Origin of the sequence: Streptomyces aurantiacus (assembly GCF_027107535.1) — a bacterium.
GTDB lineage: Bacteria > Actinomycetota > Actinomycetes > Streptomycetales > Streptomycetaceae > Streptomyces.
Genome location: NZ_CP114282.1, coordinates 259,885 through 286,746, shown reverse-complemented (window position 1 = coordinate 286,746; position 26,862 = coordinate 259,885). Strand labels below are relative to the sequence as shown.

Sequence of the window (26,862 nt, the reverse complement as noted above, 5' to 3'; positions counted from 1 at the left end):
GTCGAGGTCGTCCGGGAACATGAAGCATGCATCCGGATGACTGGCACCTCACCCAGGACGTCGACGCCTTCCTTGCCCGAGCTGGGCACTTCCTGCGCTCGCGCGCTGCTCTGCACAACACGCCGCTGACGGACATCGAGAAGCTGCGGACACACAGGGCGGCCGAGTCCGACGACGAAGCCGCCGTTTTCGGCCGACTAGAGTCACAGGGTGAGGTTCGCGCGATCTTCTATCTCACCCCGCTCGGACGCCTGGGCCTCACTCCGCTCTCTGCCGAGCAGACCGACACCCTCGCTGCGCACCTGGCCGGCCTGGGGCACTCACCCGCTCATGTCATCGCGGAGCACGACACCGCTGGCGCCTTCTCCGAGTCATGGCAGAAGCAGACGGGCGCGGCGTCGGTACCTTTCTGGAAGACGCATCTCTACCGTCTCGGCACGCTCATCCCACCGCCGCAGCGCCCGGAGGGCGAGGGCCGCCTCACGGGTAGTAAGGACCGTGCCCAAATCGTGCGCTGGTGCCGTGAGTTCTGCGTCGACGTCGGGGAGCAGCGTTCCATCGACTTGATCGACGCCGGATCCTGGGAGGACTCGCGTTTCGGCGACAGGCACTTCATGTTCTGGGAGACCCCGGAGGGCGTCCCCGTCTCGATGGCGGCCTCGACCTCGGTCGTCGGCGGCATGGTCCGGGTGGATCCCGTCTATACCCCGGCCCACCTCCGCGGCCGCGGCTACGCCGGAGCTGTGACGGTCGAGGCGAGCAGGGCCGCACAGGCCGCAGGGGCGACGGACGTCGTCCTGTTCACAGACCCGGACAACCCCACGAGCAACGCCCTCTACCAGCGCATCGGCTACGTCCATCTCGCCGACTTCGCCGGACACAGGTTCTCCTACGGCGCACCAGAGGCCGGATGACGGGCGCCCCTGGACAACGGCCTGCCGCATCGGCGATACGGCGGGCTGTGCGCACCATCTGCCGCGGACCGCAGCGCGAATAGTGCCCGAATCGAATACTGTCTCTTCGCCAGTAGGTGCGGGAGACGACCGAGGCCATCGTCGGCGCGGTCACCGGCCCGCCGACAGCAGTGGGCTCGCTGCTGCTGGCGTTGTCATGTTGTTGGGTACGTGATTGCCTGACGGCGTGTCGGGGCGTGATGGACCCCGGGTCCGGTCCTGTGTTCAGGCCGTGGTGGGCCGGCCAGCGGCGCCGGTGATCTGATCCCAGATGGCGAAGCGGACGGTCATCTCGGCTCGGTAGTGATGTGCGGGCATCAGGTGACGGTGGGGCCGGAAGTGCGGCGAGATGCCGGTGAACGCGGACAGAAACCGCTGCGCCCCGCCGACGGAGCGAAAGCCCTTCATCGCGCGTTCCCGCTGCCGCGTGGGCTGGTGGCTGTTCTCGGCCCGGTTGTTCAATCCGTTGTGACAGCGGTGCTCGACGGAGGGCATGACCTCGCGGTGGGCGGCGCGGTAGGAGCGCAGCTTGTCGGTGACCACCATCCGCGGCACCGCACGCGTCTTCTTCATCAGGTGGCGGAAGAACCGCCTGGCGGCGGCCCTGTCCCGCCGGTTCTGCACGAGGATGTCGAGGACGTTGCCGCCGACGTCGACGGCTCGCCACAGATACTTCAGCTCGCCGTTGACCTTGATGCGCACCTCGTCCAAATGCCATTTGTCCCCGGGCCGGGGCCGGCGGCTGCGCAGTCCGTTCGCATACGCCTGACCAAACATGGCGCACCAGCGGCGCACGGTCTCGTACGAGACGATGACGCCGCGCTGGAGCATCAGCTCCTCCACCTCGCGGAACGACGGCGGAAAGCGGAAGTACAGCCACACGCACTGGGAGATGACCTCGACCGGGTAGCGATGCCCCTTGTACGACGGCGACGCACTGTCCACGGACGATCCTTCCCAGCGTGTTCAACCCGGAGATCATCCCACCTGGTCAGCCAACGTGACAGCGCCAGCAAGCGGTACGAGAGGTGGTGGGCATGCCCAGCGCGTCACAGGTCCATACGTCGGGTCCGCCCGCCAGGGCGGCGGATGCCGTCAGGCTCACTGATGTGACTGTGCGCCGTAGGTGGCGGATGAGCGCTCTACTTGGCGGAACTGACTTGTGCTGTTCCTCGTGCTCATTGATCTCTGCCAGGAGCCGGGCCTGAGCGCCGCCGGGCCGGACTGCGTAGCCTTCGTTGCAGGATGTGGAAAGGAGTTCCGCATGACGCCGAAGCAGCCCAAGACCGAGCTCGACGCCCGCTACAGCTCCGCGCTCAACCCGCGCCCGGGCGCGGAGAACGTCGCTGCCACCGACTGGGCGGAGGCCCAACGCCGGCTGCGCGCCTCCGAGGTCTTCTGGATCACCACGGTCCGGCCGGACGGCCGGCTGCACGTCACGCCGCTGATCGCCGCCTGGCACGACGGGGCGCTGCACTTCAGCACCGGGCTGGGTGAGCAGAAGGCGAAGAACCTGGCCGGCAATGCCCACTGCGCACTCACCACAGGGCACAACTCACTCTCCGAGGGCCTCGACATCGTGATCGAGGGCATGGCGGAGCGGGTGACGGATCCGGCGCGGCAGGACGAGGTCATCGCCGCGTTCGAGGCGCAGTACGGGGACCACATCACCTCGCCGGAGGGGATCTTCCACGGCTTCGGCGACAGCATCCGCAAGGGCAACGACCTGCTGTTCGCGGTGGCACCCGGCACGGCGTACGGCTTCGGGCACGACGGCCAGGTGTTCAGCCACACCCGCTACACCTTCTAGCGGGCCTGCGCACAAGGAAGCCGCCGGCCGCCAGGGGGAAGGCGTGCTGGGGGCTGTCTGTGAGGGGCGGGGCACAAGCCCCGCCCGGGGTTACGCCGCGGACTCGAAGCCCGTATCGCGGGCGAGCTTCTTCAGCTCGACCAGCGCGTGCTTCTCGATCTGGCGGATGCGCTCGCGCGTCAGGCCGTGCTGCTTGCCGACCTCCGTGAGCGTGGACGAAAGGGGCTGAAGAGGTGGTTCCTTTTCAGGCCCTTTACGCTGCGCGTCCCGCCAACTACAACTCTCAGTTCCGCCAAGCAGAGCGCTCATCCGCCACCTACGGCGCACAGTCCCACTGGGGGTGGGGGCACAGATTGCGCTGATGCCATCAAGGACGTCCTCACAACCGCTTCTCATGCACGTGGCGTGCATGAGAAGCGGTGTGTGGAGACCACGAGCCTGCCACGGATGATCACCGGCTGACCAGGGTTTCTCCCTACGGCTATTCAGCTTGGTGACCTCGCGGTATGGCCATCCACAGAGGCGTTCGTCCAAGGTGGGTCGATGAGCGACGAACTCCGCCCTGGTGACATTACTGACGAGATGCGCCAGGCCATGGACACGGCCCGGCGGCAAGGACTGCAGAAGGATCTGCGCGCCCTCGCCGCCAACGTGCGCACCGACGCCGAAGGCCGGTATGACGGTGCGGAACCCGGATGGCGGTCCGGAGTCGAGTGGACGCTGCTTTGGATCGAGAACACCGCCAGCCAGCTGACCGAGGACAGGCCGTAGGCAAGAGCGCCGGCGGGCGTCAGGGGGCCGACGGCATCACCGTCCGTCTGGCCGTGACCCTCACCGACGCCTGGGACGCCTACATGTAGGCCGCCTCTGTCATCCGTCACATAACGTCATAGATCATGAGATATTGCACAGCTTCGAGTGCGTTCTCCGTGTGCGTCCGGCAGGTCATTACCGCCCGATCGCACGGCCTGCCCCTGTACCTCGATCTGTCCGTCGCCCGGTTCCTTGAGCTGCACCGCGTCGGCCGTACCCCGCAGCCCGTCGACTTCGACCATGACTTCCCCGCCCTGGTCGCCCGCACCCTGTCCGACCTCACTCCCGACGAACGCCACGTCCTGCGCTCGGTCAGCCTGCTGGACGCCTTCGACGTGCCCCTCGCCACCCGGGCCGTCGGCCTCGCCCACGAAGGGCCCGCCCTGCGGCTGACGGAGCGGCCCTTCGTCCGTGAGGACCCCTTCGGCCTGTGGCCGTTCCACCTCCACGGACTGATCCGCTCCGCGGTACGCAACGCCGACGCCACCACCGACGACCGCTGGAGCGAGCGCGACTGGCACCAGGCCGCCCAGCGCGCTCTCACCACCCTGGGCGACACCTACCAGAACGCGCCCGGCCCGGACCGGCTGCTGCTGATCGCCTGCCTGCGCCAAGGCCTGCGCCTGGCCCGCGACCACCGCCTGGCCCTCGACTGGCTCACCCCTGCCGCCTGGACCTACATCAGCGACTCGATCTGGGAGCCCCTCGCCCCACCAGACACCGGCACCGACACCGACACCGGCCTGAGCGTGGCTGCCGACGCCCTGGTAGAACTCCTCAGCGCGCTAGACCGGCGCCAACACGAGCACCGCTCCCGCACCGCCGCCCGGCTTACTGCGGTCGTCGACAGCCGCCTGCTTCCCGACGACCTGCAGCACATGGCCCTCTACTACCGGGCCAAAGCCCACCGCGACCTTGGTGACAGCGCAGCCTCCCAGGCAGGCATGCAGACCGTCGCCGACGGCGACACCCGCCTCGCCCCGGCCGCCCGCCGCGGACTCGCCCACCTCGCCCACCTCGCCCGCACCGTCGGCGGCTTCCCCACCGCCCTGGCCATCGCCCGCAACCTGGGCTGGGAAGGCCGCCACCACCGCGTCGAAGGCGACCCTGGTGGCCCCACGGCGACATGGACCGCGCGGCCGTCGCGTACGCCGCCGCACGCGACGAAGCCGAACAGCACGGGATCGCCGGCGAACGCGACACCAGCCAGGCCCAGCGCGCCTTCGCCCTCGCCTTCACCAACCCCGCGGCCGCCGACGGCAACTCGCCCTCGCAAGTCAGCTGCTGACCGGCCTCGATCTGCGCGCCACCACCCTGACCACCCGCATCGCCGCCCTGGTCCGCGACGCCGGCCGCGACGACGCGGATATCGACGACCGCGCCCAAGTTCTACGGGCCGACATCCGAACGGCGGGCGTGACCTACGCCGAACTCACCCTGGACCTCATGCTCGCCTTCCACCACGCCGACGCCCAGACGGCCACCGCGATCGCCCGGCTGCGGGAGAGCACCCCCAGCGGCGAATACGCCTACTACAGCGACATCGCCCCGTTCATGGCTGACATGCCTGTCGATCAGACTTCCGGAGTCCGGTGGCTCGACAACTCGCAGACGCTGGCGTGGCCTGGTCGTCGCCCGCCAGGCGCACCTGCACGCCGGGCGCTGACCAAAGAAGGGGGGCCGTTTCCCGCGGGAAACGGCCCCCCCCTTCGTCCGAGACGGCCCGGGTCAAGTGGGGTTCAGCGGAGTGATGCCGGTACCCGCGTACAACTCAGGCTCCAGCGACAGGACCGTCAGCGGCTCTCCCGCTTTCACCGCGTGCCAGGCGATCGCAGCAGCGTGGGCCACCGGCCAGTCCACGTTTCTCCAGTCCATTGCATCCACTGCGTGCGCTGCGGTGAACGGAACGTTCTCCGCGAACCGCAGTGATGCCGCATGCTTGCCTGCCCCCGCAACCTGCCGTTCGGCAGCGAGCACGGAGAGGGAGGGGATGATGACGCGACCGGTGCCGCGCGAGGCCTCGATGTAGAGGCCCGTGAAGAAGGAGTCCGCGCGGTACAGGGCGGCCAGAGCCGTGTGGTCCAGGACGGCCGTCAGGTTCATGCCGCGGCGCCGCCCTGGTGGGCGCGGATCTTCGCCCAGGCATCCTGGCCGACCTGCTGGACCTGCTCGGTGTACTCAATGCCGAGTTCGCGGGCGGCCTCAACAGCACGCTGCTCCCGCTCGGTTTCCGTGAGCTCGCGCGTGGCCAGCTCTTCCAGCAGCTCGGTGATGGTGGTGCCGCGCTCGTCGGCGAGGATACGCAGCCGGTTGCGCACTTCCTCGCTGGTCTTGATGCTCGTCGGCTTGCTCATGCCGAGGATTCTACCGCCGGTAGAACTGCCGGGGCAGTGCCAATCGAGGACGGCGCTGCCCCGACCTGGATGATCTATCAGTCCATGTACGCCTTGGCGATGCGTCTTCCATGATCGTCAAGGTCGTTGGTCAGCTGGTAGCTCCAGCCGGCCTCACGCAGCACCTCTCCTTCTGCTGCTTCGGTGGTGAGAGTCCGCCCGTGCGCCGGGCCGTACATCAAGATCACTTCTGTCATGATGCGAACCGTAGGAGGCTGGGCCTCTAGCGTCGCGGGCAACGCCGACGCCCAGTTCACCTCGCCTGGCGCGTCGTCAGCAACGTCGGTCTGGTGCGCTCCGGACGCGGCGCTGCCGCCGGGGCGGCGACGCTGGGAGGCATCGTCCATCGCCTCCCGCAGCCCGGCCGCCACCCTTGATCGAGCCGACGGACGCGATCCGCGCGCCCTCGCCCTCCGGGTCGCCCGCGACTCCATCGCCTGCCGGACCGGCGGGCGGGACCAGGGCGTGTGGAAGCGTGGCGCGCGAGCACCTACACCGCACCCTCCTGATGAAGGGCACACCCGGATGGCGCAGCACCCTGCCGTGGCGCTGAGCGTTGTGTTTGGTGCGCCCCATACAGAGACCACGCGAGGAGTTGTGATGGGCAGGACGAAGCCGGGGAAGCCGCGTCGGCCTCGCGTTCCGCGTCAGTACACCCTCCAGGAGCTCCAGCCGCCTGGCGAAGGTTACGAGGAGTGGTATCGGGTGACCGCTGGCATGAACCCGGACCAGATCGACGATCCGCGGGTCAGTGACGAAGCCCGCGCTCTGATGAAGCGTCTGGCTCGTCTCGGTCCTCTGTACGGCAACAAGGTACCGAAGGCCGCCTTGTATCTGGATGACCTCATCGACGCCGGCCAGCTTCCGATTTTCGGGGACGGCGAGGAGGGCACTCTCCTGCCCCTCGCAGAGGCAGCGGCGAGGTTCGGCTCCACGGGCAACATTCGCCAGTCGCTCCACGACCTGCATGCGCTGGGAGCGCTGCTCGTCGATACGGACGACGAGCACGACATCGCCTTCATCCGCGTGGTTGCCAAGAGACCCGAGGAGCCCGGGCAGCCCTGGCGGTTCCAGGGAGACCCCGACGCGGTCACCGCGATGACCTGTATGCCGAACCGCATCTGGGAGGAACTGCCCCTCGAGGTTGCTGGGGCCGTGGCGTATCTGCGGATGTGCCGGTCTCGACTGGAGAAGCCCGACCCTGAGGCGTACAGCCGGCGCGAGGGAATGAACGGCACTGCGCACGCCAGGGAGCTGTTCGCCGCGGCCCTGGCGTCCGGTGCCGTCGATGAGAAGGGGTGCGAGGCGTGTCCGGCGGGTCACCTGTGCACCCGCACTGAGGACTGACCGCAGTGGCCGGCCTTCGGCTCAGGAACGGAGCGAGGCCGCTTCACGTGCCTGTCCGCACACTCTCGGAATCAGTGGAAGCGAACGGAGTAGCGTCATGGAGCCACGGCAGCTCGTCGTGTTGCGCGGCCGCCTGTGGGTCAATCCCAGCGGGGATGCTCACGCATTGCAGTGCGTTGCTCGCACCAAGAAGGGCAGCCGTTGTCAGAACCCGGTTGAGTACGGGCAGCTGCTTGGGCTTCATGAGTTCCAGCTCGGCTCCGCCGGGTACGTCCAGGCGTACGGCTCCCTGAGCTCCGGCGAGACGGTCGATACTGATCGTTGGCTCGCCCAGCACTGCACACTCCATGACACCCCGGACGTCACCGCCTACGAGACACCCGAACTGCGCCGCTTCGACATCGTCCGGGATGCCGCCCACGTCCGGGCGCACCGCGTGGATGTCGCCCACGACGGCGAGCCAGTCGATCGCGCGGAGGAAGCTGGTACGACGGGCGCACCGGGCGAGATCACCGGCAGCATTGCGGCGGTTTTCGAGGCTGCTGCTCGGCTCCGTCCGCAACCCGGCTACATCAACGGCCACCAGTACGACGAGTGGTACATCGAGGCCACACCGGATCTTCTGCGCGCCCTGGCACATCTGTCACGCACCAGCCACGAGCCTGAGCTCGTCAGCTGGCTCGAGCAGCTCTCGAAGCCGCTGTGCATGGAGCCCCTGGACCCTGTGCTGTCGTACGAGACCCTCCCGAAAACCTGGTGTTTCCGCCCCGTCCAGGCCCGGGACCTGCCGTGCGATCTGCACCGTCCCGAGCGCGCCGCGGACCTCGGACGTTGTACCTACGCGGGTGCCAAGGACTCCCGTATCTGCCGGATCGCTCCCCTCGACGGTGGGGACCGGTGCAAGGACCACGCCGAGTACTGCCGAGCCGTCAAGAAGGACGGTGAGGTCTGCAACCAGCGTTCCTGCTATGTCCCTCAACATCGACAGGCATCGTCGCTGGAAGCGGTGGCAGAACTGGCAAGCGACGTGATGGCAAGGCTCGCGCCTGCCAGCTCTCGCCGGGCTCCAGACGCTCCATGCGGCCGTGGCAGCGTCGGTTGGACCGCCGGTCGCGGTTGGCCAGGGTGGGCGTCTCGTGCGCGCTGAAGCCGTTCCAACCCGAACCCCCGACGCGTGGCCGGGGGTTCGGGTTGGCGGCGGGGTGGCTGGGGCAGCGCTGCTGTCGTCCTTGGTGGGGTCTGGCTGGCGGCGCCGGGCGGCCAGGAGGGCCAGTGTGTCGGAGCCTGTGGCCAATCCGGCGAGGTTGACGTGCGGGCCGATCGCGATGCCCGGCAGGAGACGGGAGCGGCCGGGGGCCTGGGGTGCGCGGGCGTCAACGTCCAAGACGACCAGGTTCGCAGGCCCGCACGAGACGCCTACGCCGAAGCGGGGCTGCTCCTGCCATCAGGTGTCAATGCGGTCGGGTCCGGTGGTGGCGGCATGGAAGCCGTGGCACCAGCAGCCTTTGGCATGGCACGGGCACGTTTTCGGTGGATGGGCGTGGTCCCGGCGGGCGGGGCTGTTGGCCGGCGGGACTTTCTGACCGGGAGCCAGCGGGTGGACGGGCCGCCCCTGTCGGGCGCACCAGCAGGCGACCACGTGGCCTGGTCCATGCCCGGTAGGCATCACAGGTGTCGTCGCAGACTGGCTGGCCAAGGCATCGTCCTTGCGGGGCTGGGCTTTTGGGGTCTGACTCGCGTCAGCTTCAGGCCCCGGCGGGCCTAACGGGACTGAAGGGACTGACGTTTCGGGTTTGCCGAAGGAGAGCCTGGCCGAGCATGGTGGGCGGCTGCTGGCAGGGCACCGCGTGTCACGAAAGTTGAGTCCCGTCAGTCACGCAGTCCCGTGGCACGGGCGTCCAGTCCTGGGCGCATGTTAGTCCCGTCGTGATTGGTCCCGTTCAGTCCCGCACATCATATGCCCAGGTCAGAAGGCTACTTCCGCATGCCACGGGACTGACGGGGCCGTCATCTGCAGTTATCACCGCACTGGAATATTCCTTTGCTTGCATGCGCGCGTGCGAGGAGCCGAGACCATCGGCCACGTCTGCTGGCCTGCTGGCCCATCGCTCCAGCCAGCACTTCTGATGAAGTAGCGCAGGCGTGGAACGCTGCCTCTTCAACAGCAGGTGCGCGAGACAGTCGAGGCCATCGTCGGCGCGGTCACCGGCCTCCTCATGGCCCCGTGCTCGCTGTTGCTCGCGAATACAAAACCGCCGGACGTCTGCAGTACACCGGCTGCGTCAGCTGTCCCAACCTGCATGCTGGAAGGCGGTGTTGACGGCCAGCAGTCCGCCGTCCACGCACAACGTCGTACCCGTGATCCAGGACGCGTCACGCGAGGCGAGGAAGGCAATCGCGGCGGCGATGTCCTCCGGCTCCCCGACCCGGCCCAGCGGGTACAGGCCGCTCACCCGCTCCAGATCGGCTTCCCGGCCCTCCCATGCCGAGGTCCGGACCGTGCCCGGGGCGACCAGGTTGACGCGAACACCGCGTGCGGCCACGTCCCCGGCGAGGGTGCGGGTGAGCGAGCCGAGCCCCGCCTTTGCGGCGCTGTAGGCGTGATTGCCGAAGTCCATCAGGCCGTTGACGGAACCGACGTTCACGATGGCTCCGCGGCCGGAGGCGGCCAGATGCGGGAGCGCGGCACGACAGCAGCGGAAGGCGCCGGTCAGGGTGATGTCAAGGTCACGGCCCCACACCTCGTCCGGCTCCTCTTCGAAGAGCGGGGCATCGCGGTGGCACGCGCAGGCGTTGTTGACCAGCACGTCCAGCGAACCGTACGCCTCCACGGCGCAGGCGACAGCAGCCTCGACCGATTCCCGGGAGCCGACATCACACACAAACGCCTCGGCCGACCCGATCGCGGCGGCCGTCCTCTGCGCCTCGGCCAGATCGACGTCGGTGACCAGGACGCGGGCGCCCTCCATCACAAACCTGCGGGCAGTCGCCGCCCCGATACCGCGCGCCGCCCCAGTGACCAAAACCGCGTACCCCTCAAAACGTCCCATCCCCGGTCCATGCCCAGACCGCAGGCACCCCTACCCCACAGCCGCCGAGCCGGGAACAACACTCATGGGCACCGTCTCGCGGCGCGGCGGCCTGAGCACCAAAACCCACCTCCGCAGAACGCCAAACACGGTCTCTGGCTCTGACCGTCACAACGCGCAAAGCCAGTCACTCGCCGCCTCCGGGACGGAAATGGCCTGCATCCGTGTGATGAGAACAAGCCCTGGTCGGCCCCGACTTGGTGCTGGCCGCTGGACTTCAGCTGCCGCCAACTGCCGTACAGGGACACAAGCGACCAAAGCGACTGACGCCGGGGGTTCGCTTGTGAGCTGGGGACCTGCCAGAACCATGTTCGGCCGCTGGTCGCTTCGGTCGCTTGCATCGCTGTACGGCAAGCAACTGCAGGCGAGCGGCGTCACACGCTTCGAGGTATGGCCCGCACCTGTCAGCCCCTGGGATGTGGTTGGGGATCGCCATGCTCCACGGATGCTGCAACGCGACCAAGCGTTTGCCAGCTCGGGGCCTCGACGGGCGACAGACGGGACATCACGAAGATCGACATGGGGCAGCCAGCCTCCGTACGTCCGGATGTCCAACGACGCTCTCGCCTTCACTCCACAGGCCCTCCCGACGGGCGCCTACACCCGTCCTGGTGCACCTTCTGGGGCGTCAGGAATAGGCCGGGCGCAAAACTGGTCACCCATGACCCGCTCGTGGCGGAACGCGGCATCACCCGTACGAAGGTCCCCCCGAGGGCTCAGCTCCGGCTTTGCCCAAATGATGCGGAAGACGGGCAACGGCGTCTCCCGGCTCAGGCTGCTGGTCGCCGGGTACCGCCCGCGGAGCAGCGGCAGACCCTCGACGCCCAGGCTCGTCCGTAGCCGACCATGCGGTCGGAGTGGAGCCGATCGATGGCGGGCACCTTCCGCAGGCCGTCAGGAGCGGGTTCCGGTTATGGCGGTCGGCCCGCTCTGAGAGCGGGGTGTCTTCTCGCCGACCTTCTTCACCTCGATGGTGCGCGGGTCCACGGCTTCGCCGGGGGCACCTTCGCGGTACAGGCCGCCGGGGAGGCTGTCGCGGTCGTGCGGGAGGAGGAAGAAGACCCGGCGTTTGTACAAGCCGCTATCGGGGTCGGGTTCGGCCTGGTCGTCGAGGAGGGCGTAGCCGACCATGCGGCCGTCGCGCGCGTAGGGGGGTTTGGTGTTGCGGCGGCGGGTCTTGTCGAGGGCCTGGCGGACGTAGTCGAGGTTGTCGGGGTCTTCCAGCCACACGACGTGTTCTTCGTGGGTGAGATCGCCCTCGGTCAGTAGCGAGCTCATGGCTGTAGCCCCTCCTTCTTCGTCTGCGGGACCCGAGCGCGGCCCGCCTCGTGGTGTGGTGAGCCGCCCGGTGCCGGACATGGCCCTGCGGGTCCATGGTAAGTCGGGCGGATGCCGGTGGGTAGGCACTGCTGGGCCTGCTGAAGGCCGGGCCTGGTGTGGGGCAGCTTGGCGCAAGGGTGCGTGAGTTGGTTCATGACGGGCCGTCCAGCAGGGCGAGGCCGGGGTAATACTTGCGGCCGTTGGATTTGATCATGTCGGCGGGTGAGGCGAGGCCAACTTCCTGCCTGACACGGGTGGCGAAGGCACGGGTACCGGCGGGGCGGATGCCCTCGCCGGTACTGCACCAGGACGCGTAGGCGGTGTACAGCAGGCCCTGTTCGACACGCAGGTCGGGCTGAATCTCGATGTCGCGGGTGCAGCACTCGGTGAGGAAGCGGCCGATGTGGTCCTCGGTGTTCGCGTAGGCACTTGTCGCGATACGGACGCGGTCGGGGCCTTCGAGGTTGTCTCGGGTAGTGAGGTAGCGGCGGGCGCCCTCGATGAGCCACTGCAGGATGCCGGGGCCTTCGTCGCGGACGAGCTCGAGCGCCAGGTTGTCGATTTTGCGGTGGTCTGGGACTGTCCGCTCGAAGGGCAGCAGGCGGATGCGGCGCCAGAACGCGAATCCACCGGTGGAGACCTCAGGACGGTGGTTGCCGAGCAGCCACAGGTGGTGGGTGGGGCTGAAGGAAAAGTAGTCCTGCCGCATCCTGCGCGCTTTGATCTTGTCTCCGCCGGTCAGCAGGCGGACGCGGGCCTCGTCGAACTTGTCGTTGGGCTTGAGCTCGCTGCAGACGATCAGCCGGCGGCCGTGGAGCTCGGTCAGTTCGGTCGAGTGCTCGGAGAACGCGCCGCGGTCCATGAGAAATCCGGGCGGCGCGGCGTCCGCGTAGTCCCCCAGAATCTGGATCATGACGTCCAGCAGGACGCTCTTGCCGTTCTTGCCGTGTCCGTGGAGGAAGGGCAGGACCTGGGCGCCGACGTCGCCGGTGATGGAGTAACCGAGCAGCAGGTGTAGAAAGTCGATCATTTCCTGGCCTTCGGCGTCGTCGCCGAAGGTGTCGTACAGGAAGCGGTGCCAGCGCGGGGTGGACGTCTGCTGGGGGGCGACGCTGGTGGCGCGGGAGTGGAAGTCGCGGGTGGGGTCAGGCTTTCGCAGCAGGCCGGTGTTCAGGTCTACGACGCCGGCGGGGGTGCACAGGGCGTAGGGGTCGCCGTCGAGGGTGTCGGGATCCACGGACAGGTCCGGGGAGGCTTTGGCCTGGGTGAGGAGGGCCCTCATACCGGTGGTCGACAGGGTGCGCTTCTTGTGGTGGTGGAGCTCGCGGTCGTTGAACAGGCCACGGGGGTCGGTGTCGGGCATGTCCTCGGCCATCTCGCCCGCGGCCCACAGTGCGGCCTTCTCACCACCGGTGCGCTTCCAGCGGTAGCCGTCCCAGGAAAACCATCCGAGGCCTTCGACATGGCGGAACTGATCACGGTAGAGCTTGACGAACAACTTGGCGTTGCCGCGGTCGGTGAGTGTTCCGGGCAGCGGAGCCGTCAGCGCCCAGGACGGCGTGGCGAGCGGAGAAGTGTGGGCCTGGGCGGGCAGCGCGGGCGGTTGCTGCCCTGTCTGTTCAAGGTCGAGCATCTGCTGGGCAGCGGCGGTGGCGTCGAAGCGCGGCGTCTCGGCGCTGCTCATGAACGTCCTTCGAGGTGGAGCGGGCGGGCGGACCCGGCGGCGAGGGCGTCGTCAATGATGCGTTCGTTGCGGGCACTCTGCCAGGGCCGCGCGGTCTCAGCGGCCTCGCGCAACAGGGCGCGTGCGGCGCCTTCGTCGAGGTGGCCTGCGGCCGCCAGTCCCCCGGCCGTGTAGGCGGCCTTGTTGAGCTTCTCCGTGAAGGCCGCTCCCTCGGGCGTGGTCACGCACTCGGCAACCTCCAGCAGCAACGGGTCCAGGACGCGGTGCGCACGCACCGGGGTCCTGGGACGACGGCTGCGGGGGATCTCGGGCCGGGAGGAGGCTGGCGGCCTCTGGATCGTGTGTCCGGTCCGCACGAGTTCCTCGCCCAGCCACTCTGGCAGCGGTGCGGGCAGGTGGGACGGCCCCTCCCGCAGGTAAGTGCCGTGCGTGGTACGGGTGGTGGGGGCGACGATGTAGCCGCCGTCGGCCCGCACGTCGACCTGCCAGGCGAGCGCGGTCTTTGTGCTGGACCCGGTGGAGCAGCGGAACCGGGTGGCCGGGTGGGGGTTTCGGTACCAGACGTGCAGGCCGCCGGAGGGGGTGCGCACGCGCAGGGTGCTGTCGTCCTTGGCTGGGGTGGGCTGTCCGCGCAGTGCTGCCAGAAGGGCCAGGGTGTCGAAGCCTGAGGCCAGGCCGTGCAGGTTCACCGAGTCGTGGATGGCGATGCCGGGCAGGAGCCGGCTGCGGTCAGGGACCGCCGCGGAGTGGGCGTCGATATCGATGACGATCAGGTCGGCTCCGCCGCAGGCCACACCGACGCCCCAGGACGGGTGATCGGACCACCAGGCGTCGATACGCGTCGTGTCGGTCGTCGCGGCGTGGAATCCGTGGCAGGGGCGGCCGGCCGGGATACAGGCGCATCCTGCGGGAGAGTGGTGTTTGTCCTTGCAGGCGGGGCAGTTGGCGGCCGGCGTTTTGCGGCCGGTCGCGAGGGGGTGGACTGGCCAGCCCTGTTCAGCACACCAGCGGGCCACCGCCTGGGATGTGGCGGTCCGCGCAGCAGCAGCAGGCACTCTCGTCACGTCGGGGCCGGGCACGGGTCTGTCCTTCGGCGAGGGTCTTGTCCCTCAGTCCCTCTGCCAGACCCGGCCGGGTACGGGCCGCGTTCTGGAGTGAGGGACCAAAGGGACTGTAGGGACTGGCTTTCGGAAGAGAGTGTAGGACCCCCGAGCGGGGACAGGTTGCAGCTCCCCCGCGTGGCGCCGTATCTGTTTTCGGGTCCCTACGGTCCCTTGAGTCTCTGAAGAGAGAGCAGGACGCGCAAGAAATGACCGTAATGTTCTTAATGAGAGTGTCTGGAGGGACCGTAATTCATCTATCAGTAGCCCTGGAGAGGCATTCCTGGCTCAGGGACTGATGAACGAACCAGTCCCAGCGGGGGGCGGAGCCTCCACCGCCGGACGGCTCTCGCGGCGGCCTCGCTCCGGACAGGGCCTGAACTGGGTGGCGTAGACCTGATTCCCTGCGTTGAGTCCCTGGACATTTCCGCAGCTCAGGAACGGAATGCGGCACTGGCAGGGACTGTAGGGACTGAGAACTCCAATTATGAGCCACCTACGTATATGTGCCTCAGTACACACGCCCGCGCGTACACGCACACATGACTCGTTCATAACTTCCAACTACAGTCCCTTCAGTCCCTTGGTGACAGCGCTTGCAGCTTTGACCTGCATGTTTGTAAGAGACCGAAGGGCAGGGACTGAAACCGCAGAGGCCCTTCTCAGTAAGGGCAGGCCCCTGCCGGGGACAATTGTCAGAACCTGTGGATCAGTAGCTGTTCACGTTGCCTCGAGGTGGAGGTAGATGAGCCCTTCAATAGAACCCAGGCAGGCCTGCAGGGCTGGATCCGGAATAGAAGTGGTGGCAACAGCTCCTGGGCCGCAGGCTGTTCCGGAGCGTAGAGGTCATCTTCACCGTTGTGTCCGGGAACCGGGGTGGACTGGATCTCGATCCACCCGTCGGGGCTGCTGGCGAGGTGGCAGACACCCTGATAGTTGCTGTCGGCTCGGTTAAGACCAGTCCGAGGCAGACCCTGACGAGCCGGAACAACCCGTCAGCGTTCTAGGCGCTGGTGCCGCAGGCATGGCGGTCGGATGGCGCACCAGACTCTATGCCGCCACTGACGCGTAGGAGCCCAGCAACTGCCCTTCCCGGACGGGCAGTTCGAGGCGGACTCGGCTTCCGCGAGCGCCCGGTACAGCGAGGCGACCGAGGGGTCCTTGTCCGCGTTCTTCCCGACCTTGATGGTGAGCTTCTTCGCAATGTCGGGGACGGGGACGCCTTTGTCCTTCAGTGCTAGGGCGAAGGTGAGCATGTCGTCGTCGATGACCTTCGGACATCCGCCGTGGTTGCCCTTGAACGCGGCGGCGACCTGGCCTTCGAGGGTCTTCTCCCGGATGTAGTTGCGGTCGAGCTGGGCGGCGACGGCCAGGACCGCGAAGAGCATGGCGCCCACGCCGGACAGGTCTTAGATGCCGGTGAGTGGGCCGGTGAGGATCCCCGAGCTGGATGTCGCCGGCCTGGAGCTCGGCGGACAGCGTCATCAGCTCGGCCGCGTTCCTGGCCAGGCGCTTCAGCTCGTGCACGGTCAGGATGACTGGTGTCTCGGGGGCCGCCTCCTTGAACTGATGGGCCAGCGCGAGCGCCTTCTCCAGTTTGGGCCGGACCTTGACCCGGGTGCTGATCTGCTCCTTGAAGACCCTGTGGCACTCCGCCCGGTTGAGGGCTTTTCGAGCTGGCTCGCCAGTTCCTGCCTGGCGGTCGATGTTCTCGCGTACCCGATTCTGATCGGCGGCTCGGCACGCGGTTGGGGGACCACCGCGAGGCCGGGGACCTGCTTCCAGGCGCGGTCGGGGGCGCGGTCGGCGACCTCCAGTTCCTCGCGGAGCGCGGGGACGAGGACGAAGCGCGGGGTGTGGTACTTCACGGCGGTCTTCCCGCCACGGGTGCGGCACTGCCGACGAGCGCGTCACAGTTCGGGCAGTCGTGACGTTCTACCGCCAATGCGGCCTGATCGGGCGTGAGATCCGTGGCCGCAGTCTCTCAGAAATGCCTCGCACAACACGCCGTTTTCGAGGGGACCTTTGGGAACGCCGACCTGCGGAAACGTGATCACTCGCGGGCCGTTCTCAGAACTCTCACAGATGTTCATTTGTAAGAGCGTCGGGTCATCGCAGTCGGGGCTGCGGCTTGGCTCAGGAGTCGTAGGCCCTGCTTCCGCCCGCTTGTCAGTATCCCTCCAAGAGGGGTGACCCGACGCGCGGAGCTGCCTCGGAGCTGGCGGAGAGCGGGTCCGAGGGGTCAGCGCCGGTAGCCGTTGAGGAAGACATGGATGCCGGCGGCGATCCTGTCGTCGATGTCCTCCTGTGTGGGTGCGCCGGAGCCTGGGCGAGAGGGGTCCGCGGCTGAGATCAGCAGCATGAGGTGGACGGCTGCCTGGTCGGGGTCGGCAGTGCGGAGCAGCCCCTGGTCCGACCATTGGCGCAGGTGTGCGGCGAGTTCGCGGCGGACCCGCAGGGGGCCGGATTCCTGCCAGACGTCGATGGCGGCCTGCGGGATGTGTCCGGCGTCGGCGTTGATCTGGCGTACGAGTGCGAAGTGCGCCGAGTGCGCGGCAGCCATCGGGGTGGCGAAGTCCCGGCCGAAGTCTAGGAGGTCGGCCTCCAGGTCGATGATCTTGCGCAGGTGCCGGTCGATGATGGCGAGCTGGGCTCCGGCTGCGAGGGTGGCGCTCTCCTTGATGGTGACCTGAAAGAGCTCGGCCTTGTCCGTGAAGTGGTTGTAGATGGTGCGCGTGGACACCCCGGCCTCGGTGGCGATGTCGTCGATGCTGGCGCGGGTGTAGCCGTCCCGGGCGAAGACGGTCAGTGCGCCTCCAAGGATTGCCTGGCGCTTGTCCGCTGACCGGCCTCGAGGGCGTCCGGTTGCGGTGTTCTGACTGGTCATGCTGGGCCCTCCAGGCTTTTTTTGCAACGATCGTTTTACTAAATGCTATGAGCGTTGTACTTTACCTCCTGCTGAGGCACACAGCACCGCGGTCCGCTGCTGCGTGTGCACGTCGAGTCGAGGAGAGAGACATGCTCAAGATCGCCATCATCATCGGCAGCACCCGGTCGGCCCGCAGGACGGCCGTCACGGCCAAATGGGTCGCACAAGTCGCCGCCCGGCACACAGCCGTTTCCCGGGGAGAGGCGGCCTTCGAGACCGTGGATCTGGCGGACTACGCGCTTCCCGTCCTGGATGAGCCGCTCCCGGCCCTGTTCGGTGACTACCGCCACCCGCACACCATCCGGTGGGCACGAACCATCGGCTCGTTCGACGGGTTCGTCTTCGTCACCCCGGAGTACAACCACTCCTTCCCCGGCGCGCTGAAGAACGCGATCGACTTCCTGTACGCGGAGTGGAACAACAAAGCGGCCGGGTTCGTCAGCCACGGCGTACACGGGGGCACCCGCGCCGTGGAGCACCTGCGGCTGACCATGACCGAACTTCAGGCCGCCAACGTGCGCACCCAAGTCGCCCTCTCCGCCTTCACCGACTTCGAGATCACCGACCCGGCCGAGCCCGGCGTCATCACCCCGGGCCCCCACCAGGAACCGACGCTGAACGAGCTGCTGGACGAGGTCATTGCCTGGTCCGGGGCGCTCAAGTCTCTGCGTACGGCCACCACGCAGGCAGCACCCGCGTAGCGACAAGCATCCGGACCATCCACGAAGACCGGGGGAGTCATGCAGTACCGACTATTGGGCAGGACCGGGCTTCGCGTCTCCGAACTGTTCCTGGGCGCGATGAGCTTCGGGGACGGCGCCGCCTCGCCCGCCGAGTCCCGCCGCATCATCGACCTTTATGACGACGCCGGCGGCAACGTGGTCGACACCGCCAACGTCTACCGCGACGGGCAGAGCGAGAGCATCCTCGGTGAGCTGCTGCACGGCCGCCGCGACCGCTTCGCCCTGGCGACCAAGTACACGCTCTCGCGCGACATCACCGACCCCAACGCCGCAGGCAATCACCGCAAGAGCCTCACCCTGTCGTTGGAACAGAGCCTCGAGCGGCTGCGGACCGACTACATCGACATCTACTGGGTGCACCTGTGGGACCGGCACACTCCCGTCGACGAGACCATGCGGGCGCTGGACGACGCGGTCCGCGCCGGCAAAATCCTCTACGTCGGGATCTCCGATGCCCCGGCGTGGGTCGTCGCCCAGGCCAATACGCTGGCCCACTGGCGAGGCTGGACACCCTTCGCCGGCCTGCAAGTGCCCTACAATCTGCTGAAGCGGGACATCGAGCGCGAACTGCTCCCTATGGCCGAGTCGTTCGAGATGACCGTCGCAGCGTGGAGCCCCCTGGCGCACGGCATCCTGACCGGCCGGCCCTCCGACCTCACCCCTCAGCAACACACCGTGGTCGCAGCCGTGCGTGAGGTCGCCGACGAGATCGGCGCCACGCACGCCCAGGTCGCCCTTGCCTGGACCCGGTCACATTCCGCGGCTGTGCATCCAATCCTGGGCGCCAGCACTGCCGAACAGCTGGCCGATAACCTTGGCGCGCTCGACACAACCCTGTCGGAGGAACAGGTACGGCGCCTGGAAGCCGCCGCCGACTTCACTCTCGGATTCCCCAGCGACTTCCTCACGCAGACCCACTCCGGGGTGTTCGGTACAGCCAGTAACGGCCTTGACCGAGGTGCCAGGAGGTGACGGAACCGGGACCAGTGGGCGTCAGGGCAGCAGACTGATCCTGTCCGCCCCCGGCCTCACTCGTCGCCGCCTTCGTCGCCGTCGAGGTCGGGCGTCCGGGTCGCGCAGCGGTCGCAAACCGTCGACCGGCTTCCAGGCGCTGAAGCTGTAGCGGCCCAGGACATTCAAATTCTTGTGCTTGAGAGAGGACAGCCGGGCCACGTCTTCGTCCTTGATGTCGTGGCCCGCAGCGCGGAGTTGGGCGACGACAGCGTCCAAATACCGCGTCGTCCCGCGTATCGCCCACGCGCGCTCGTACGCCGTCTTCAGCCGCTCGGTGTACTCCTTGACGCAGGAGACATCCTCGATCTCCAACTGCTCGGCCAGGTGCTCCACCACCGACCACGGGACCGCCAAGGGATCGTCCAGGAGCAGTCCGATATACGGACTGTACAGATCTGCACCGCGAAACCGAGACGGCTGTGATCACCACGCCACTTCGCGATCAGCTTCCGGTCCTCGTCATCGAGGAAGAAGAACCGTTTCAGCTCAAGTCTCGTCGGCTCATCCGCGAACGATAGGAACGCGGTGGCCTGCTCATCAGTCAAAAATGCCACGGGCATATTGCGGACGTAACCAGCCGCTGTGAGCGACCGTGGATCTTCCGCCGAATACCTCCGAAAGGCCGATCATGTGTGCTAAACGACCAAGATCAAGTGCTTAACCCAGCGGCTGTACCGATGGTCCCCAACGCCGGGACAGCTGGAGCGAAGGGAGGGGACGGCTGGCCTGACATCAAACTACACTCTCTGCTCCGCTCATACTCGACCCTCGCACATTCACTGGCGGGTCGCTCTGAGCTCGCGGATCAGGGCGCGGACGGAGACGCTGGAGGCCAGCTCCGGGGTGGTGATGTAGCCCACGGAACGGGTCGGACGCTCGGGTCCGAGGTCGGTGATCTCAATGCCGTCGGGTGCTTCGTTCAGCGAGAGCGCGGGCATGATCGCCATGCCGAGACCTCTGCTCACCATGGAGAGCACCGCGCCGTCGTCCTCGGTCAGGACGGTAGCCTTCGGAATCCAGTCCTGCACGGCCCACCACTGGCGGGTGTAGGAGCCGCAGTTCTCGTGCCAGTCCACCAGCGGCAGGGAGCGCGGGGCGGGGTGGCCGGCCGGGTGCACCAGCGAGTAGGGCTCCTTGATGAGTATGTCGCCGATGAGCCCAGCGGGCAGGGCCGAGGTGGCGCCGATCGTTGCGATACCCACGTCCGCGCGCCCCTCGGCGACCTCGCCGGCGGTGCCCGCGCCCAGCTCGCGGACGACACGTACCTCCGGTTCGATGCCGGGGTGGCGGGCGCTGAGGCGCTCCAGGACGGGCGGGAGCAGGTAGAGGGCGGCGCTACGAAAGGCGGCGATGCGCAGCGGGCCGGCGACCGTGCCCCGCTCGGCGCCGCGGGCTTCTGCGGCCAGGGTGTCCAGGAGCCGCAGGATCCGGCGGGCGTGGGCGGCCGCGGTGGCGCCGGCCGCGGTGGGCGTCGCGCCCTTGCGGCCCCGCTCGAAGAGGACCGCTCCGACCTTGCGTTCCGTCCCGCGTATGGAGTGCGAGACTGCGGACTGGGTCAGCCCGAGGGCCTTGGCGGCCGCCGAGAACCCGCGCTCGCGGTCGACAGCCGCGAGGATGCGGAGCTCGTGCGGGGCGAGGTCGGTGGCCGCAGCCGCTTTGAGCGCGGGGGCTACGGGGGCTGTCGCTGCCATAGGGGGTTCTACCTGCTTCTATGAGGGCCCTTCATGGATCGGGCCGTTCCATGAGCGCAACCCTCTCCCCGGCCTCCGCATTCCTCCGTACGGTCACGGTCATGACCGAGACCGCGCTCACCGTGCACCAGACCGCCCGCCCCCATGGCTTCCCCACTTCCGGCCACTTCGCCTTCGTCGAGTCCGCGATGCCGGAACCCGGCCCTGGAGCGGTGCTGGTGGAGAACCTGTACTGGTCGGTGGACCCCTACCACCGCGAAATGATGGACGGGGACTTCGCGCTGAACGCGCCCCTGGAGGGCCGTACCATCGGCCGGGTCGTGGACTCCCGCGATCCGGCGCTCCGCGAGGGCGAGATCGTCTTCCACCGGCTGGGCTGGCGCACCCACACCGTCGTCACCCCCGAAGAGGCGCGTGTCGTCCCGCGCTTCGACGGTGTGCCGCTCTCCGCGCACCTGAGCATCCTCGGCGGCACCGGCCTGACCGCCTACATCGGTCTCACCCGCATCGCCGAACTCCGCGAGGGGCAGGACGTGTTCGTCTCGGCGGCAGCTGGCGGTGTGGGCACGGCCACCGGGCGGCTCGCCCGGCTGATGGGCGCGGGACGACTGGTCGGCAGCGCGGGCCGGACAGCGAAGGCCGCCTACCTGACCGAACACGTCGGCTACGACGAGTCCTTCGACTACCATTCGGGCCCGGTGGCCGAGCTGCTCGCCAAGGCGGCGCCCGACGGGATCGACCTCTACGTGGACAATGTCGGCGGCGAGCACCTCGAAGCGGCGATTTCCTCGCTGCGTGAGTACGGACGGATCGTGCGGATCGGCACGATCGCCCAGTACAACAGCACCGGCACGCCCTACGCCCTGCGCAACCTTTCCGACATTGTCGAGAAGAGCCTGCGCATGGAAGGCTTCCTGGTCCGCAACTACCGTGACCTGCAGGAGGAGTTGTACGAGTTCGTCGTACCGCATCTACAGAGTGGACGTGTCACACTTGATGAGACCGTCGTCGACGGCTTCGGCAGCATCGTGGACGGGTTCCTGGGGATGCTGCGGGGCGAGAACCAGGGCAAGATCATCGTGCGGGCGGCCGGGGCGGACGTCTGACGGACCGGGGCGTGCCCGGCGCCCCAGAGAGAGCGGGGCCTCCTCTGCCCGGGGCCGCACCCGTCGGGCAGAGCGTGGCCTTCCACTTACATCAGCCGCGTGAGGCAGAGCCGCTTGAATCGCGGATACGCCGTTCGCTCCATCGATGTCACGCTCCACCCGTTCTCGCTGCGGCAGCGTCAGACATTCGTCTTGAGTACTCCTACTGGCAAATCGGCCGTACGCCGAGAGGGCCCGGCAGCAGGCATCCGCAATGTTCCCGCTCCACCACACGAGCACCAGTTCACGGGCCTGCCCCGACCACCCCGCCGCCACGGCCGCCGCACTGTATGTCATCGTGACGCTATGGCCGTTCCGGACACCGGGCCCGCAGCGGCCGGTTGCCGGCCGGGTCAGGCTTGGCGAGTTTGGTATCGACTTCGACGTTGATCGAGCGCCATCTGATCGAGAGCAAGGCCGACGATCCGGTCGTGGACTTCAGCGCGATCGTCTTGGGTACGACGTAGGTGCCGAGCCTGATCCGCCTGTCGCGACGGTAGTGAATCGTGGTGGCCGAGCAGGACATGTCGGCGATCGCCTGGTCGGCGAAGCCGAACCGCGGGAGCTGCAACATATTTGGCGATCCGGTCGCTGATGCGTGGAGATGGCAGCCCAGTGGGTGTCCGTGTGGTACTGCTGCCGCTCAGGCAGGAGAACCGCGAACTGGCCCCAGAGCAGCTCGGTCAGCCATACCAGTCCGAGGTCCGGGGCATGGCCCGACGCCAACTGATATGCACTCTGCGTGTATTTGCTGACTCGAATGGGTGAGTCGAGGTCCTTTTGGCTTCTCCGAATCGCCTGAGAGGGCGTCTGACGGCTTGCCGCGCAGCCAAGCGCCTCCTCATACCGGAACCCGCGAGTTCGAGCGTTCTAGGGGCCTTTCTGGCATTCGCATTTTCGGCCGCTTCGAGCCTTTTGTGCCGTTTTGTATGTAGATGTGCATCAGGAAGCTGCGATTCGGGATCGCATTCCTCCGGTGATCAGTCCAGTACGCGAACCGCGTGGCGGAACTCCTTCGGCGGACCGCTACTCGGGAGTGTGCCCCAGTCCCCCGACGTCTGGGCTGCTGAAGTCCGAACTGGAGAGACTGGAGCGGAGGCCCGCTGGCGAGCTGCCGACGTCGCCGTCGGCATTGTTGAAGCCCGGGGGTGGTAGCCGAGTTGCGGTACCCCGCAGCACGTAGCCGACGAGCAGAAGGATCGCTGCGGCCGTGCCGGTGAAGACGGCGACGACCGCAGCGGCACTTGCCCTGGCGGTCTCGGCGGCCTTTTCCTAGGCCAGTTACGTCCGGCTTCATGGAACCGACTTCACACCGGACGGGAGGGGTGGACGGCGCCGGCTGGCGCAGTTCCTCGCGGACCTTCACGTAGTGCTGGTACTCGGTCGCCGCGGCCGCCGTGATGATCGTGGTGGCGTTGAGCGCCATCGTGCGCAGCTGCTCGGGGTTGAGCCGCTGACCGACAGCGGCGAGTTCCGGACGGTGTGGTGCGGGGCGCAGCGCCTCGTCGAGGATCCGCTCGTACTCTTGGCGGTCCTCACTCAGCAGGTGCCCTTTGACGTGCTGATCAGAGCGCGGTGCGGGACGCGGTTCTTCATCAGTGACTTCCTCGTACTGCTGACGTGCCGCGCCGTGCTGCTGCTGGCACGGGCGCCAAGCTACGCCGCGTTGCGCGAGGTCGAGTCGTTGCTCGTCAGGCTGAACCTGAGGTGACGTATGCGGCGAAGGACAGTGATCCTGTCGTCGTCCGACCGAGCGTGTTATGGATGCCCAAAAAGCAAGGCCATCAGCCGATATCCAACGGGAAGTTGGCGCTGCTGCGCTGCGGCTGAACGGCGACTGCCTGAGCGGTTGGCGCCCACGGCTGCGGAGGCGATACGCCGACTGACAAAGGGCTGTGTCATCGTGCTGTTCCCTCCTCGCTGACGGCTGGGCTGTGGGGAAGCGGCGCCGATTGTTGGCTGCCACCACTCCCCCGCCGGTTCCCGTGCACAGGCTGGCCGTTCGGCTGTGGCCCGGTGGCTGCGCTGTTCGGCGGGAGGTTGGTGTTCAGAGCGTCGGTGCGGGGCTCATCGCGGATGCCGAGGTCGAGGCCAGGATCGAGGGTGCGTGTGTGGGACTGCCGGTGGTGACGGATGGCCTCTGAGGCGCGGTCGTGGCGTCCGGCAGCGTCGGCATTGGAGCGGGCGGAACAGGTTGCGGGGAATCCTCGGCCGGTGGCCCCCCGGGTACTCGTCCCCGGCTGGGGCGTAACGGTGATGGCATCGCTCACTGCCTGAACACGGCCCAGTTGCGTAAGGATCACCCACGACGAAGTGCCGACGACGTTGGGTGCGTACGCATCGCTGATCTGGCCGGTGGTCCGAAGAACACGGCGGCACTGGCGCTCATCGCACTGTGCACAAGGCTGCGACGGGATCGAAGTACTCCGCGAACCGGGGCTGTTCACCTTCTTGTCCTGCGGTCCGTCTGCCATTCCCGGAACCGGTTGTAGGTTTCTAGGAGGCCGCGTAGTGCATCCCACCGCTCCGAGGAGGATCAGTGATGGCACGTCCACGGCGTTCCTCAGTGGCACCAGCGGCTCGACGCCCATACGGGCCGCCGCCACGAGCCTAGGGCCGAGGCAGGATCGAAGGAAGGACGCATGTCCAGGATTCACGTGGGCCCGGGCTGGTTGTGATCCTCTCGGAGGCCGTGGGGTCCGTGGTGTACGCAGCCGGGGCGTTGTTGTCGGCAGCTCCGGCTATTACGCCGTAATAGCCCGGCGGGCTTCGTTCGCCCTGCTGACTCGTGGGCGTCCTCGCGTGCAACGCAGTGCCGCCCCCTCCGGCGTCCTCGGGCAGGCAGGGATGCTGACCGATTTCAGGGGCGGCAGGTGCGGAATGGGTGTGAGGTGCGGTTCGCCTCTGTCTTCGAACCTGGCCGCCGAGGCCGGCGAGCGGGTGGCTGGCATTGGCGAGTGGGTGGCGTCAGCGGGTGGAGCGCCGGCTGGTGGGGAGGTCGGGCAGAAAGGCGTCGAGGACCGCGTCGAGAAAGTCGCTGCGGTTGTCGAAGCCATGGGCCGCGGCGAAGGCGTCGTAGACGGCGAGCTCCTGCCGCGAGGGGCGGAAGCTCTGCTGGGTGCTGTTCTTGACGGATCCCCGGTCTACGCGGCGGGCCGGTACATCCCCGAAGAGACCGTCTGGGTCGTTGTCCTCTTCCGTCACGGGATGCTGCCGGTGGCGCGCTCGCTCCCGAAGGATGTTCCACGAGTTGTTCTTTTTGACGTGCAGGAAAGCCCGGCGGACAACGACCGCGTTGGTGGGTTCGCTCCCCGTCTCCAGCTTCACTGCGGTCTGGTAGTGCGTGAAGCGTTTCCGGACCTGGCTCTCCACCATGACTGTGCACTGGGTCGGCTCGCTGGCAGAGTCAACAGACGGCGCGGTGATCTGAATGTTCGGGGCGACGGGCCGTACTGCCGTTGCTGTCGGTGCCGACGACCGTGCTGTGTGGACCGGTGCGGTGTTCGGCTCCGGCGAGTCCTCCCCCGGAGCCGATGAGCCAGCAGAGCCGACGAACGGCTGCAGCCGGGTGGCGGTCCCCTCCCCCGCAGTCGGCGAAGTACTGGTTCCTTCCGCTGGAGCGGGCGGCGGGGTCCGGCGTCTGCGGGGAGTGAAAGCGGCCTGCACGGCATCGCTGTCGACGGCGAATGCATCCAGGGCGCCATCGGCGGGCAGCCCGCCCCGCTTCGCGTCCTTCGTGTCGGGGGCCGTCTGGTTCTTCTTCATGCTGCTTCCTCCTCATCGGCGTAGTCGAGCTGTGCCTTGGTCTGGAGCACTTCCATGGCCAGGGAGCGGTAGTCGCCGGCCAGAGCTTTGACGGAGCGCCGCAGGGCGGGATCGAGATTGGGGTCTGTGGCCATCTCCTGGGGAAGGCGGCCCTGCGTGCGGCAGGCGACTGCGGCGGATTCGACGTGACGGATCGTCTGCTCCAGCACGGGTGCCGCGCCGTTGAGGTCGTCGGCCAGCTGGTCCTTGATGTTCGCCTGCACCTTGGTGGCAGAGGAGTTGGTGGCAAAGACGACGACGCCCAGCAGGCGTAGGACCGGAGTGAGAGCCCGGGCCTGGGCGAAGCGACGGGCGACGGTGCGCAGGCCCTTCCGGGAGGAGGGGTCGCTCTTCGAGGGGATAAGGACCATTTCCCCGGCGACGAGGGCCTGGAGCTGCAGGGGCTCGCAGCCGGGGGCGACGTCAAGAATGATCACGTCGTAGTCGTCGCGCACCGCGTCGATGGCAGCGGCGTACAGGCCCATCCAGGCGAGCTGGTCTTCTGGATCGTCGCTGTGGGCCGCAATGCGCCTTTGGCAATACAGCTCCTCGACCACGTCTTCCAGGGCGCTGCCGCCGGGGACGACGTACAGGCCGGGGCGGGCCTCACCGGTCGGGGTGAGAGGCTTGCCGTCGAGGATGGCAGCGGCCTGTGCCATGCCATCATCAGCGAGCTCGGTGCCGTTGGTGCCGAGGTCCTCGCTGTGGTTTCCCTGCTCGTCCATCTCGATGAGCAGAACGCGGGCTCTGGTCTTCGCGAGAGCGGCGGCCAGCGCAGTGGAAAGGCTGCTCTTCCCGACGCCGCCCTTGCCGTTGACCACGACAAGGACCTTCCGGGGAAACAGACCTTCTCTCATCAACTGGGCCCGGCGACGGAGGGCGGCTTTCACTTCGGAGAGATCGACGACGTCGAGCCCCGCAGGGTCCAAGCGCACGGACATCACTTCCTGTCCCATTCTGGACATCATGTGATGATCGAACGTAGGGATAGATCATTCGCCGGCCAGGCAGCAACACCACAGCAACG

Annotated in this window: 23 protein-coding genes and 5 pseudogenes; 9 read left to right on the top strand and 19 right to left on the bottom strand. The window is 67.6% G+C overall.

Annotation, left to right across the window (positions count from 1 at the left end):
- The first annotated feature begins 26 nt into the window (after positions 1–26).
- The gene (locus O1Q96_RS01295) at positions 27–914 is read left to right on the top strand and encodes a GNAT family N-acetyltransferase (protein WP_269246428.1); all 888 of its coding nucleotides are present in this window, start codon (positions 27–29) and stop codon (positions 912–914) included.
- A gap of 264 nt (positions 915–1,178) precedes the next feature.
- Here O1Q96_RS01295 and O1Q96_RS01290 read toward each other — a convergent pair whose 3' ends face one another.
- The gene (locus O1Q96_RS01290; RefSeq protein WP_269246427.1) at positions 1,179–1,898 is read right to left on the bottom strand and encodes an IS6 family transposase; all 720 of its coding nucleotides are present in this window, start codon (positions 1,896–1,898) and stop codon (positions 1,179–1,181) included.
- 319 nt (positions 1,899–2,217) lie between these two features.
- On the opposite strand from O1Q96_RS01290, the gene O1Q96_RS01285 reads away from it, so the two are divergent.
- Complete coding sequence (locus O1Q96_RS01285) at positions 2,218–2,763, top strand: pyridoxamine 5'-phosphate oxidase family protein (protein WP_269246426.1); 546 nt, start codon at positions 2,218–2,220, stop codon at positions 2,761–2,763.
- Positions 2,764–2,853: 90 nt separating this feature from the next.
- Here O1Q96_RS01285 and O1Q96_RS01280 read toward each other — a convergent pair.
- Positions 2,854–2,976, bottom strand: a pseudogene (locus tag O1Q96_RS01280) (sigma factor-like helix-turn-helix DNA-binding protein); the annotation flags it as partial.
- A gap of 330 nt (positions 2,977–3,306) precedes the next feature.
- Between O1Q96_RS01280 and O1Q96_RS01275 the strand changes: the two are divergent.
- Positions 3,307–3,534, top strand: coding sequence for a hypothetical protein (locus tag O1Q96_RS01275; RefSeq protein ID WP_269246425.1), 228 nt, complete (start codon positions 3,307–3,309; stop codon positions 3,532–3,534).
- A 125-nt stretch (positions 3,535–3,659) separates the two neighbouring features.
- Positions 3,660–5,138, top strand: coding sequence for a hypothetical protein (locus O1Q96_RS01270; protein WP_331276012.1), 1,479 nt, complete (start codon positions 3,660–3,662; stop codon positions 5,136–5,138).
- 166 nt (positions 5,139–5,304) lie between these two features.
- On the opposite strand, the gene O1Q96_RS01265 is transcribed toward O1Q96_RS01270, so the two are convergent.
- The 3 genes from O1Q96_RS01265 to O1Q96_RS01255 form a co-directional block, all read right to left on the bottom strand.
- Positions 5,305–5,679, bottom strand: a complete 375-nt coding sequence (locus tag O1Q96_RS01265) for a PIN domain-containing protein (RefSeq protein WP_269246424.1) — start codon at positions 5,677–5,679, stop codon at positions 5,305–5,307.
- Positions 5,676–5,930 carry a hypothetical protein gene (locus O1Q96_RS01260; protein ID WP_269246423.1) on the bottom strand — a complete coding sequence of 85 codons (255 nt, stop codon included), beginning with the start codon at positions 5,928–5,930 and terminating at the stop codon, positions 5,676–5,678. The genes O1Q96_RS01265 and O1Q96_RS01260 overlap by 4 nt, the downstream gene beginning before the upstream one ends.
- Before the next feature lie 77 nt (positions 5,931–6,007).
- Positions 6,008–6,166 (bottom strand): hypothetical protein, encoded by a 159-nt coding sequence (locus O1Q96_RS01255; protein WP_269246422.1) that lies wholly within the window; start codon positions 6,164–6,166, stop codon positions 6,008–6,010.
- Between the two features lie 508 nt (positions 6,167–6,674).
- On the opposite strand from O1Q96_RS01255, the gene O1Q96_RS01250 reads away from it, so the two are divergent.
- Both O1Q96_RS01250 and O1Q96_RS01245 read left to right on the top strand, forming a co-directional pair.
- Positions 6,675–7,316 (top strand): hypothetical protein, encoded by a 642-nt coding sequence (locus O1Q96_RS01250; RefSeq protein ID WP_269246421.1) that lies wholly within the window; start codon positions 6,675–6,677, stop codon positions 7,314–7,316.
- A gap of 97 nt (positions 7,317–7,413) precedes the next feature.
- Positions 7,414–8,463 carry a hypothetical protein gene (locus O1Q96_RS01245; protein ID WP_269246420.1) on the top strand — a complete coding sequence of 350 codons (1,050 nt, stop codon included), beginning with the start codon at positions 7,414–7,416 and terminating at the stop codon, positions 8,461–8,463.
- 102 nt (positions 8,464–8,565) lie between these two features.
- Here O1Q96_RS01245 and O1Q96_RS44160 read toward each other — a convergent pair.
- The 8 genes and pseudogenes from O1Q96_RS44160 to O1Q96_RS01210 all read right to left on the bottom strand — a co-directional run.
- Positions 8,566–8,748 (bottom strand): annotated as a pseudogene (locus tag O1Q96_RS44160) (bifunctional DNA primase/polymerase); the annotation flags it as partial.
- Between the two features lie 850 nt (positions 8,749–9,598).
- On the bottom strand, positions 9,599–10,366 hold the full coding sequence (locus O1Q96_RS01240) for an SDR family NAD(P)-dependent oxidoreductase (protein ID WP_269246419.1): 768 nt from the start codon (positions 10,364–10,366) through the stop codon (positions 9,599–9,601).
- Between the two features lie 933 nt (positions 10,367–11,299).
- The gene (locus O1Q96_RS01235) at positions 11,300–11,683 is read right to left on the bottom strand and encodes a DUF6009 family protein (protein ID WP_269246418.1); all 384 of its coding nucleotides are present in this window, start codon (positions 11,681–11,683) and stop codon (positions 11,300–11,302) included.
- 193 nt (positions 11,684–11,876) lie between these two features.
- Positions 11,877–13,409, bottom strand: coding sequence for a DNA primase family protein (locus O1Q96_RS01230; protein WP_269246417.1), 1,533 nt, complete (start codon positions 13,407–13,409; stop codon positions 11,877–11,879).
- Positions 13,406–14,425, bottom strand: a complete 1,020-nt coding sequence (locus O1Q96_RS01225; protein WP_269246509.1) for a bifunctional DNA primase/polymerase — start codon at positions 14,423–14,425, stop codon at positions 13,406–13,408. Before O1Q96_RS01225 ends, O1Q96_RS01230 begins: the two co-directional genes overlap by 4 nt.
- Before the next feature lie 1,079 nt (positions 14,426–15,504).
- Positions 15,505–15,906, bottom strand: a complete 402-nt coding sequence (locus O1Q96_RS01220; protein ID WP_269246515.1) for a serine integrase family protein — start codon at positions 15,904–15,906, stop codon at positions 15,505–15,507.
- 106 nt (positions 15,907–16,012) lie between these two features.
- A pseudogene (locus tag O1Q96_RS01215) lies at positions 16,013–16,405 on the bottom strand (recombinase family protein); the annotation flags it as partial.
- Between the two features lie 346 nt (positions 16,406–16,751).
- Entirely contained in the window at positions 16,752–17,396 is a 645-nt protein-coding gene (locus O1Q96_RS01210) for a TetR/AcrR family transcriptional regulator (protein WP_269246416.1), read from the bottom strand.
- A gap of 131 nt (positions 17,397–17,527) precedes the next feature.
- On the opposite strand from O1Q96_RS01210, the gene O1Q96_RS01205 reads away from it, so the two are divergent.
- Entirely contained in the window at positions 17,528–18,139 is a 612-nt protein-coding gene (locus O1Q96_RS01205; RefSeq protein WP_269246415.1) for an NADPH-dependent FMN reductase, read from the top strand.
- A 39-nt stretch (positions 18,140–18,178) separates the two neighbouring features.
- The gene (locus O1Q96_RS01200; protein WP_269246414.1) at positions 18,179–19,153 is read left to right on the top strand and encodes an aldo/keto reductase; all 975 of its coding nucleotides are present in this window, start codon (positions 18,179–18,181) and stop codon (positions 19,151–19,153) included.
- A gap of 56 nt (positions 19,154–19,209) precedes the next feature.
- Here the strand turns inward: O1Q96_RS01200 and O1Q96_RS44405 are convergent.
- Together O1Q96_RS44405 and O1Q96_RS01185 are read right to left on the bottom strand one after the other, a co-directional pair.
- Positions 19,210–19,755 (bottom strand): annotated as a pseudogene (locus O1Q96_RS44405) (DUF4158 domain-containing protein).
- A gap of 216 nt (positions 19,756–19,971) precedes the next feature.
- Positions 19,972–20,886 carry a LysR family transcriptional regulator gene (locus O1Q96_RS01185; protein ID WP_269246413.1) on the bottom strand — a complete coding sequence of 305 codons (915 nt, stop codon included), beginning with the start codon at positions 20,884–20,886 and terminating at the stop codon, positions 19,972–19,974.
- A gap of 101 nt (positions 20,887–20,987) precedes the next feature.
- On the opposite strand from O1Q96_RS01185, the gene O1Q96_RS01180 reads away from it, so the two are divergent.
- Complete coding sequence (locus O1Q96_RS01180) at positions 20,988–21,992, top strand: NADP-dependent oxidoreductase (protein WP_269246412.1); 1,005 nt, start codon at positions 20,988–20,990, stop codon at positions 21,990–21,992.
- A 343-nt stretch (positions 21,993–22,335) separates the two neighbouring features.
- Here O1Q96_RS01180 and O1Q96_RS01175 read toward each other — a convergent pair whose 3' ends face one another.
- The 4 genes and pseudogenes from O1Q96_RS01175 to O1Q96_RS01160 all read right to left on the bottom strand — a co-directional run bounded on the left by O1Q96_RS01175 (position 22,336) and on the right by O1Q96_RS01160 (position 26,791).
- Positions 22,336–22,605, bottom strand: coding sequence for a hypothetical protein (locus tag O1Q96_RS01175; protein ID WP_269246411.1), 270 nt, complete (start codon positions 22,603–22,605; stop codon positions 22,336–22,338).
- Positions 22,606–23,201: 596 nt separating this feature from the next.
- Positions 23,202–23,577 (bottom strand): annotated as a pseudogene (locus O1Q96_RS01170) (hypothetical protein); the annotation flags it as partial.
- Between the two features lie 1,421 nt (positions 23,578–24,998).
- Positions 24,999–25,406, bottom strand: coding sequence for a hypothetical protein (locus O1Q96_RS01165; RefSeq protein WP_269246410.1), 408 nt, complete (start codon positions 25,404–25,406; stop codon positions 24,999–25,001).
- A gap of 386 nt (positions 25,407–25,792) precedes the next feature.
- Positions 25,793–26,791, bottom strand: a complete 999-nt coding sequence (locus tag O1Q96_RS01160; RefSeq protein WP_269246409.1) for a ParA family protein — start codon at positions 26,789–26,791, stop codon at positions 25,793–25,795.
- Positions 26,792–26,862 lie beyond the last annotated feature (71 nt).

What these genes read in the sequence shown, in the direction of transcription:
- O1Q96_RS01295 (WP_269246428.1), top strand. Translation starts at nt 27, where the DNA reads ATGCATCCGGATGACTGGCACCTCACCCAGGACGTCGACGCCTTCCTT.
- O1Q96_RS01285 (WP_269246426.1), top strand. Translation starts at nt 2,218, where the DNA reads ATGACGCCGAAGCAGCCCAAGACCGAGCTCGACGCCCGCTACAGCTCC.
- O1Q96_RS01275 (WP_269246425.1), top strand. Translation starts at nt 3,307, where the DNA reads ATGAGCGACGAACTCCGCCCTGGTGACATTACTGACGAGATGCGCCAG.
- O1Q96_RS01270 (WP_331276012.1), top strand. Translation starts at nt 3,660, where the DNA reads ATGAGATATTGCACAGCTTCGAGTGCGTTCTCCGTGTGCGTCCGGCAG.
- O1Q96_RS01265 (WP_269246424.1), bottom strand. Translation starts at nt 5,679, where the DNA reads ATGAACCTGACGGCCGTCCTGGACCACACGGCTCTGGCCGCCCTGTAC.
- O1Q96_RS01260 (WP_269246423.1), bottom strand. Translation starts at nt 5,930, where the DNA reads ATGAGCAAGCCGACGAGCATCAAGACCAGCGAGGAAGTGCGCAACCGG.
- O1Q96_RS01255 (WP_269246422.1), bottom strand. Translation starts at nt 6,166, where the DNA reads ATGACAGAAGTGATCTTGATGTACGGCCCGGCGCACGGGCGGACTCTC.
- O1Q96_RS01245 (WP_269246420.1), top strand. Translation starts at nt 7,414, where the DNA reads ATGGAGCCACGGCAGCTCGTCGTGTTGCGCGGCCGCCTGTGGGTCAAT.
- O1Q96_RS01240 (WP_269246419.1), bottom strand. Translation starts at nt 10,366, where the DNA reads ATGGGACGTTTTGAGGGGTACGCGGTTTTGGTCACTGGGGCGGCGCGC.
- O1Q96_RS01235 (WP_269246418.1), bottom strand. Translation starts at nt 11,683, where the DNA reads ATGAGCTCGCTACTGACCGAGGGCGATCTCACCCACGAAGAACACGTC.
- O1Q96_RS01230 (WP_269246417.1), bottom strand. Translation starts at nt 13,409, where the DNA reads ATGAGCAGCGCCGAGACGCCGCGCTTCGACGCCACCGCCGCTGCCCAG.
- O1Q96_RS01210 (WP_269246416.1), bottom strand. Translation starts at nt 17,396, where the DNA reads ATGACCAGTCAGAACACCGCAACCGGACGCCCTCGAGGCCGGTCAGCG.
- O1Q96_RS01205 (WP_269246415.1), top strand. Translation starts at nt 17,528, where the DNA reads ATGCTCAAGATCGCCATCATCATCGGCAGCACCCGGTCGGCCCGCAGG.
- O1Q96_RS01200 (WP_269246414.1), top strand. Translation starts at nt 18,179, where the DNA reads ATGCAGTACCGACTATTGGGCAGGACCGGGCTTCGCGTCTCCGAACTG.
- O1Q96_RS01185 (WP_269246413.1), bottom strand. Translation starts at nt 20,886, where the DNA reads ATGGCAGCGACAGCCCCCGTAGCCCCCGCGCTCAAAGCGGCTGCGGCC.
- O1Q96_RS01180 (WP_269246412.1), top strand. Translation starts at nt 20,988, where the DNA reads ATGACCGAGACCGCGCTCACCGTGCACCAGACCGCCCGCCCCCATGGC.
- O1Q96_RS01175 (WP_269246411.1), bottom strand. Translation starts at nt 22,605, where the DNA reads ATGTTGCAGCTCCCGCGGTTCGGCTTCGCCGACCAGGCGATCGCCGAC.
- O1Q96_RS01165 (WP_269246410.1), bottom strand. Translation starts at nt 25,406, where the DNA reads ATGGTGGAGAGCCAGGTCCGGAAACGCTTCACGCACTACCAGACCGCA.
- O1Q96_RS01160 (WP_269246409.1), bottom strand. Translation starts at nt 26,791, where the DNA reads ATGGGACAGGAAGTGATGTCCGTGCGCTTGGACCCTGCGGGGCTCGAC.